This is a genomic window from Prescottella defluvii (assembly GCF_000738775.1).
Classification (GTDB): Bacteria; Actinomycetota; Actinomycetes; order Mycobacteriales; family Mycobacteriaceae; genus Prescottella; species Prescottella defluvii.
Genome location: NZ_JPOC01000138.1, coordinates 1 through 262 on the forward strand (window position 1 = coordinate 1; position 262 = coordinate 262).

Annotated in this window: 1 pseudogene; it reads right to left on the bottom strand. The window is 70.6% G+C overall.

Annotated features, from left to right (window positions below):
* A pseudogene (locus IJ15_RS25070) lies at window positions 1-262 on the bottom strand (NADH-quinone oxidoreductase subunit G); the annotation flags it as partial.

The following is a 262-nucleotide window of genomic DNA, read 5'->3' on the forward strand; positions in this document are numbered from 1 at the left end:
CACCGGCGTCGTCGCGGATCAGCGGGGTCTCGATCCGATCGGGCTCGGTCGCGTACGCGAATGCCCACCGGCCCTTGTCGCAGTTCCATTCCTCGTTGACCTGCGGATCGTCGCCCGCCAGGCGACGCAGGACGGTACCTCGGCGGTGATCGGTGCGTTGCGCGCATCCGCTCGCACAGTGTTCACACACGCTGGGGCTCGACACCAGGTCGAACGGGCGGGCCCGGAACCGGTACGCCGCCCCGGTCAGGGCACCGACCGG